Annotated in this window: 8 protein-coding genes; 6 read left to right on the forward strand and 2 right to left on the reverse strand. The window is 72.6% G+C overall.

Annotated features, from left to right (window positions below; genetic code table 11):
• Positions 1-13: 13 nt before the first annotated feature.
• Positions 14-448, reverse strand: coding sequence for a hypothetical protein (locus tag HUX53_RS01670; RefSeq protein WP_176401398.1), 435 nt, complete (start codon positions 446-448; stop codon positions 14-16).
• Between the two features lie 143 nt (positions 449-591).
• Between HUX53_RS01670 and HUX53_RS01675 the strand changes: the two genes are divergently transcribed.
• The 5 genes from HUX53_RS01675 to HUX53_RS01695 are packed head-to-tail and all read left to right on the forward strand — an operon-like array spanning position 592 to position 4722.
• A complete protein-coding gene (locus HUX53_RS01675) occupies positions 592-1221 on the forward strand; it encodes a TetR/AcrR family transcriptional regulator (protein WP_176401399.1) in 630 nt (209 codons plus the stop codon).
• A 32-nt stretch (positions 1222-1253) separates the two neighbouring features.
• Entirely contained in the window at positions 1254-2339 is a 1086-nt protein-coding gene (locus HUX53_RS01680; RefSeq protein WP_309236996.1) for a TIGR03857 family LLM class F420-dependent oxidoreductase, read from the forward strand.
• Positions 2336-3331 carry a phosphotransferase gene (locus tag HUX53_RS01685; protein WP_217918972.1) on the forward strand — a complete coding sequence of 332 codons (996 nt, stop codon included), beginning with the start codon at positions 2336-2338 and terminating at the stop codon, positions 3329-3331. Before HUX53_RS01680 ends, HUX53_RS01685 begins: the two co-directional genes overlap by 4 nt.
• Positions 3332-3340: 9 nt before the next feature.
• The gene (locus HUX53_RS01690; RefSeq protein WP_309236997.1) at positions 3341-3904 is read left to right on the forward strand and encodes a GNAT family N-acetyltransferase; all 564 of its coding nucleotides are present in this window, start codon (positions 3341-3343) and stop codon (positions 3902-3904) included.
• 59 nt (positions 3905-3963) lie between these two features.
• Positions 3964-4722, forward strand: a complete 759-nt coding sequence (locus tag HUX53_RS01695; RefSeq protein ID WP_255204822.1) for a sigma 54 modulation/S30EA ribosomal C-terminal domain-containing protein — start codon at positions 3964-3966, stop codon at positions 4720-4722.
• A 71-nt stretch (positions 4723-4793) separates the two neighbouring features.
• Here the strand turns inward: HUX53_RS01695 and HUX53_RS01700 are convergent, their stop codons facing one another.
• Positions 4794-5360, reverse strand: coding sequence for a hypothetical protein (locus HUX53_RS01700; protein WP_176401401.1), 567 nt, complete (start codon positions 5358-5360; stop codon positions 4794-4796).
• 133 nt (positions 5361-5493) lie between these two features.
• Here HUX53_RS01700 and HUX53_RS01705 point away from each other — a divergent pair.
• The coding region (locus HUX53_RS01705) for a universal stress protein (RefSeq protein WP_217918973.1) at positions 5494-5791 on the forward strand (298 nt) is incomplete at its 3' end.

Genomic DNA, 5791 nt, shown 5'->3' on the forward strand with positions numbered 1-5791 from the left:
CCCGACACAGTCTTCACCTTCCGCAGGAACACCGGATTAGTGTGTCACCCAGCAGCAACCGAAACCTCATGACCAGCACGAACACGAAGCAAACCGCGGAACCACGGACCGACCTGTGCAAGTCAGGCCAGAAGATCAGCGCGGTCGGGACGGGCGCGGTGAACAGCATCGCGATGAAGGTGCGGTGCGTCGCCGGGTCCATGACGTGCGCGTACCACCACTCGGTGGTGGAGCCGGGATGCGGGCCGTCGTCGCGCGGCTCGACGAGCTTGCCGGGCACCTGCGTGAGATCGGAGCGGGTGATGTCGGTGTGCGGGATCCAGGAACCGGGGTCGCCGCCGTCCGCGCGCGCCGCCGGACGGGTCGTGACGGCGGCCGACATCGTGACGGCCAGCACCAGCGCCGCCAGGACGGCGAGGTTCCGCCGCAGGGCGTCTAGACGTACCACGTTGAGCCTCCTCAGGCCGAGCCCCCCGTGACGTCCGGCCCCTGGCGTGGAGCCGTGGACCGAGTGTGATTCGGTTGCGAATCGCTGTCAAGCACTGTGTCGACACACTGTCCGATTACGGTCGGGGCGGGTACGCTCGCGCCATGGCCTCCACCACGCAGCCCCGCCGGAAGGTCCGCGAACGGCGCGAGGACGTCCGGAACCGGGTGCTGCGGGCGGCCACGGAGATGATGGCCGACGGGACGCCCTACACCGAGCTGCCCGTCCAGCGCATCGCCGCGCGCGCCGACGTGGCGCGGTCGACGTTCTACCTGCACTTCCCCGACAAGAGCCGGCTGCTGATCGCGCTGGCCGAGCAGGCGGTCGAGGCGCTGTTCCGCGAGGCCGTCGGCTGGTGGCGCGCCGACCACGCGGACGGGCCGGACGGGGTCGCGCACGCCATGCGGCAGATGATCGCGGCCTACCGTGAGCACCGCCGGGTCCTCGGTGCGCTGGCCGAGGTCGCCGGCTACGACCCGGACGTCGCGGCGTTCTGGCGCGACCGGATGCGGGGCTTCGCCGAGGTCGTGCGCGACCGGCTCGACGCCGAGCGGCGGGCGGGCACCGTCGATCCGGCGATGGACGTCCCGACGACCGCGCAGGTGCTGATCTGGATGGTGGAGCGGACGATCTCGGCGCACTGCCGGCACGACGAGGGGCCGGGGGACGAGCGGATCGCCCGCACGCTGGCCCGCTCGATCTGGCTGACCGTCTACGGCGTGCAGCCCCCTTGATTATGGACAGCTGTCCAGACTAGATTCCAGGCGTGCAGCACGCCGATCTTCCCGAACTGGGCTTCTACGGGCTCGCCGGACATTCGGGCAGCCCCCGCGATCTGCTGGGCGAGGTCGCCGAGGGGGAGCGGCTGGGCCTCGGCTCGGTCTTCCTCTCCGAGCGCTTCACCACCAAGGAGGCCGCCGCGCTCTCCGGCGCCGCCGCGGCCGCCGGTGAGCGGATCGGCATCGCGACCGCCGCCACCAACCACAACACCCGGCATCCGCTGCTGACCGCGACGTTCGCGACGACCATGCACCGGCTGTCCGGCGGCCGGTTCGCGCTCGGCCTCGGCCGCGGCTTCGACATGCTCTTCGACGTCATGGGCCTGCCCCGCGTCACCAGCGCGCAGATGGAAGACGTCATCGGCATCCTGCGCCGGCTGTGGCACGGTGAGGCCGTCGCCGGGCACGACGGGCCCGCCGGGAACTTCCCGTACCTCAGCCAGGACCCGTCCTTCGACGAGGACATCCCGGTCATCCTCACCGCGATGGGGGAGAAGACGCTGGAGTTCGCCGGACGCGTCGCCGACGGGGTCGTCCTGCACACCTTCTTCACCGACGAGACGCTCGCCAAGGCCGTCGCCGCCGTCCGGCGCGGAGCCGACCAGGCCGGGCGCGATCCGGCGTCCGTCCGGGTCTGGTCGGTGCTCGCCACGGTCGGCGACCACCTGGACGAGGAGGCGCGGCTGCGCAAGCTCGTCGGCCGCCTCGCCACCTACCTCCAGGGCTACGGTGACCTGCTGGTCAGGGTCAACGGCTGGGACCCGGCGGTCCTGGCCGCGTTCCGGGCCGACGACCTCGTGTCGGGGTATCCCGGCGCCTTCGACGTGATCGGCACGGCCGACGAACTGCGGCATGTCGCCGGTCTCGTCCCGGACGAGTGGCTCGCGGCGTCCGCGACCGGCTCGCCCGAGCGGTGCGCGGCCCGCGTCCTCGACCAGTTCGGCGCGGGCGCCGACGGCGTCATCCTGCACGGCGCGACGCCCGCCGAACTCGCCCCCGTGCTCGACGCCTACCGGAACGTCCGGCCCGAGGGATTCGACGACCTGCCCCGCAACCCCGGACGGGCCCGGTGACGCTCACCGCGCCGTGGCTCGGCGGCGTGCTGAACGGCCGGGTCGACGAGGTCGCGATGGAGCCGATCGGCACCGGCCAGATCGGCTCGGTGTACCGGCTGAGCCTGACGGGCAGTGGCGTCCCGCCCCGCCTCGTCGCGAAACTCCCCCTCGACGATCCCGCCGCCCGCGCCCTGGTCGGCGGCACCTACCGCACCGAGGTGCTCTTCTACCGCGACATTGCCGGGACGGTCGGCATCCGCACCCCGCACTGCCACCACGCCGAGATCGACCCCGAAACGTTCGAGTTCGTCCTGCTCCTGGAGGACCTCGCCCCGGCGGTGCAGGGCGACCAGCTCACGGGCTGCTCGGTGGACCACGCGCGCGACTGCGTCGCCGGCCTCGCCGGGCTGCACGGCCCCCGCTGGTGCGACGCGTCCCTGCTGGACGTCGACGGCCTGACCCGCCCGGACGCGTCGGACGCCGCGACCCTCGCCGAGGTCTACGGCCCCGCCGTCGAGATCTTCATCGACCGCTTCCCCGACCGGCTCAGCCCCGAGGACAAGGACACGCTGCGCGGCACGGTCGACGCCGTGGGGCCGTGGCTGGTCGACCGTGCCGAGCGGTTCGGCCTCGTCCACGGCGACTACCGCCTCGACAACCTGCTCTTCCCGCCGGCGGGAGTCCCCATCACCGTCGACTGGCAGACCCTCACGATCGGGCTCCCGGCCCGCGACCTGTCCTACTTCCTGGCCACGAGCCTCAGCGTCGCCGACCGCCGCGCCCACGAACGCGACCTCGTCGCCCGCTACCACGACGCTCTCCTCGCCCACGGCGTCCGCGACTACTCCCTCGACCTCTGCTGGGACGACTACCGTTTCGCCCTCCTGCAAGGCCCGCTCATCATCGTCCTGGGCTGCGCCTACGGAACCCCCACCGACCGCGGCGACGCGATGTTCCTCGCCATGACCGCCCGTGCCTGCACCGCGATCCGGGACCATTCGGCCGAGTAGGGTCGGTCGGTGACTTCGACACTGCGCACCGACCGACTGTTACTGCGCCGCTGGACGGAGGCCGACCGCGAGCCGTTCGCCGCGCTGAACGCCGACCCGGAGGTCATGGAGCACTTCCCGGCGCCCCTCACCCGCGCCGAGAGCGACGCGATGGTCGACCGGATCGAGGCGCGCTTCGCCGAGAGCGGGTTCGGATGGTGGGCCCTGGAGGTCGCCGGCACCGGCGAGTTCATCGGCTTCACCGGCCTGTCGGTGCCGCGCTTCGACGCCCATTTCACCCCGGCGGTGGAGATCGGCTGGCGCCTCGCCCGATCCGCCTGGGGCCACGGCTACGCCACCGAGGCCGCCTTCCGCGCGCTGAGCTACGCCTTCGACGAGGCCCACCTGGACGAAGTGGTCTCCTTCACCAGCGCCCCCAACCTCAAATCCCAGGCCGTCATGAAGCGCATCGGGATGACCTACGACCCGTCCGACGACTTCGAGCACCCCCTCGTCCCCGAAGGCCACCGGCTGCGGCGCCACGTTCTGTACCGCCTCACCACCACTGCCTGGAAGGACGTTCGTCCCTGGTGAGAGGGGGTGTCCGCCGCCGAGGATGGGGGTGAGACGGAAAAGGGGGACGGATGGTGAACATGAGAAGCCCGCAGGCTCCCGAGGTGGTCTTCGACGTCAGAGGCGACGTCCCGGAACGGTTCGCCGAGGCGGCCCGCGAGAAGGTCGCGGCGGCGTTCCGGCAGGCGCCCGAGCCGGTGCTGTTCGCCCGCGTCAAGCTGGCCACCGCGCCCGACCCGGCGGTGGAGCGGCCCGCGCTGGCGCAGGCCACCGTCGACGTCAACGGGCGTCCGGTGCGGGTGCACGCGGCCGCGGCGACGATGCAGGAGGCCATCGACCTGCTGCCCGACCTGCTGCGCGCCCGGTTCGAGCGGGTCGGCGGCCGGCGCGACGCGTCCCGCGCCCCGAAGGCCGGGCGGCACGCGCACCGGCCCGCCCGCCACGTCCGGCCGCCGGGCGAGCGGGAGATCGTGCGGCGCAAGACGTTCGCGGCCGACACCCAGACCCCGGACGAGGCCGCGTTCGACATGGACGTCATGGACTACGACTTCTGGCTGTTCACCGACGTCGAGACCGGCCAGGACGCCGTCCTCTACCGCACGGACACCGGCTACCGGATCGCCCTGGCCGACCCCGGCGCCGACCGTGCGGGGCCGGTGGCGGTCCCGCTGACCGTCAGCCCGCACCCCGCGCCGCGCATCGGCGAACCGGAGGCGACCGAGCGGCTGGAGACGCTCGGCCTGCCGTTCCTGTTCTTCAGCGACGCCGGCACCGGCCGCGGCAAGGTCCTCTACCACCGCTACGACGGCCACTACGGCCTCCTCGAATCCACGCCGTAACGGCGAACGGGAACGCCGCCCCACCCCGGCCGGGGTGGGGCGGCGTTTCCCTGTGTCAGCGGGTCCTTCCGTCAGTAGGTCTCGCGGTGGGTGAGGGTCGTCCAGCTCTCGTCCCACAGCGCCTCGCGGCGGCGGTCGTAGCGGCGGCGGGTGACGAGGTAGGCGGCGAGGAGGGGGAGGCCGACGGCGGCGACGGCGATGAGGCCGGACACGGCCGTGGTCGCGATCGTGTCGGTGCGGGTGCGGGGAGCGCGGGCCAGATGGCCGGCGCCGTCCACCCAGATCCGGTGGCTCATGCCGGGCTTCACCGACTTGTCCGCCGGGATGACGGCGGTATGGGCGCGGCCGTCGGGGGACGTCCAGGACAGCTCGGCGTAGGCGTGCCGCAGCCCCGCGCCGTCCTGCGACTTCGTCTCGGTGACGCGGGCGTCGATCCGGTGGTTCGCGGCCTGCTGCCGCTCCGCCTGGACGCCGTGCCGGTAGGTCTCCATGGCGAGCGCGGTCGCGGCCGGCGGCGCGAGGCCCGCGAAGAGGGCGACGGCGCCGACACCGACCGCCCACTGGCGGCGGTCGACGCCGCGGCGCAGATCGTTGCGGTCGAAACCGAACCGGCGGCGGACGCGTCCGAGCCTTTCCATCTCTCCTCCTTTCCCGTGACGGTAATCATTAGACAAAGTCCCCGGCAGGTCCGGAGGTCCCGCGCCCAGGGACCTTCGTCCCCTTCTGGTCCGTGCGGAACCGGCGCAGACTGGATGAAAGGGAGGCAGGGATATGAACCGCGAGGAAGGGACACGCTGGCCGCACATCCTGTTCGGCTACGACGGGACGGCGGAGAACGACGAGGCGCTGCGCTGGGCGGTGGAAGAGGCGAAGCTCCGCAGGTGGGGGCTGGTGATGTGCCACACCTGGCACTGGCCCTACCCGGCCGGGCACGCCGACCCCGAGATCGAGGCGATCATGCGACGGGCGGGGGAGAACCTCCTCGACGGCGGCGTCCGCCGCGCCTACGAGCTGGGCGTGCCCGGCGCCGTCCGCAAGCGGCTGCGGCGCGGCCCACGCCCAGCTCGTA

It is taken from the genome of Actinomadura sp. BRA 177, from assembly GCF_013372625.1.
Taxonomy (GTDB): Bacteria; Actinomycetota; Actinomycetes; order Streptosporangiales; family Streptosporangiaceae; genus Spirillospora.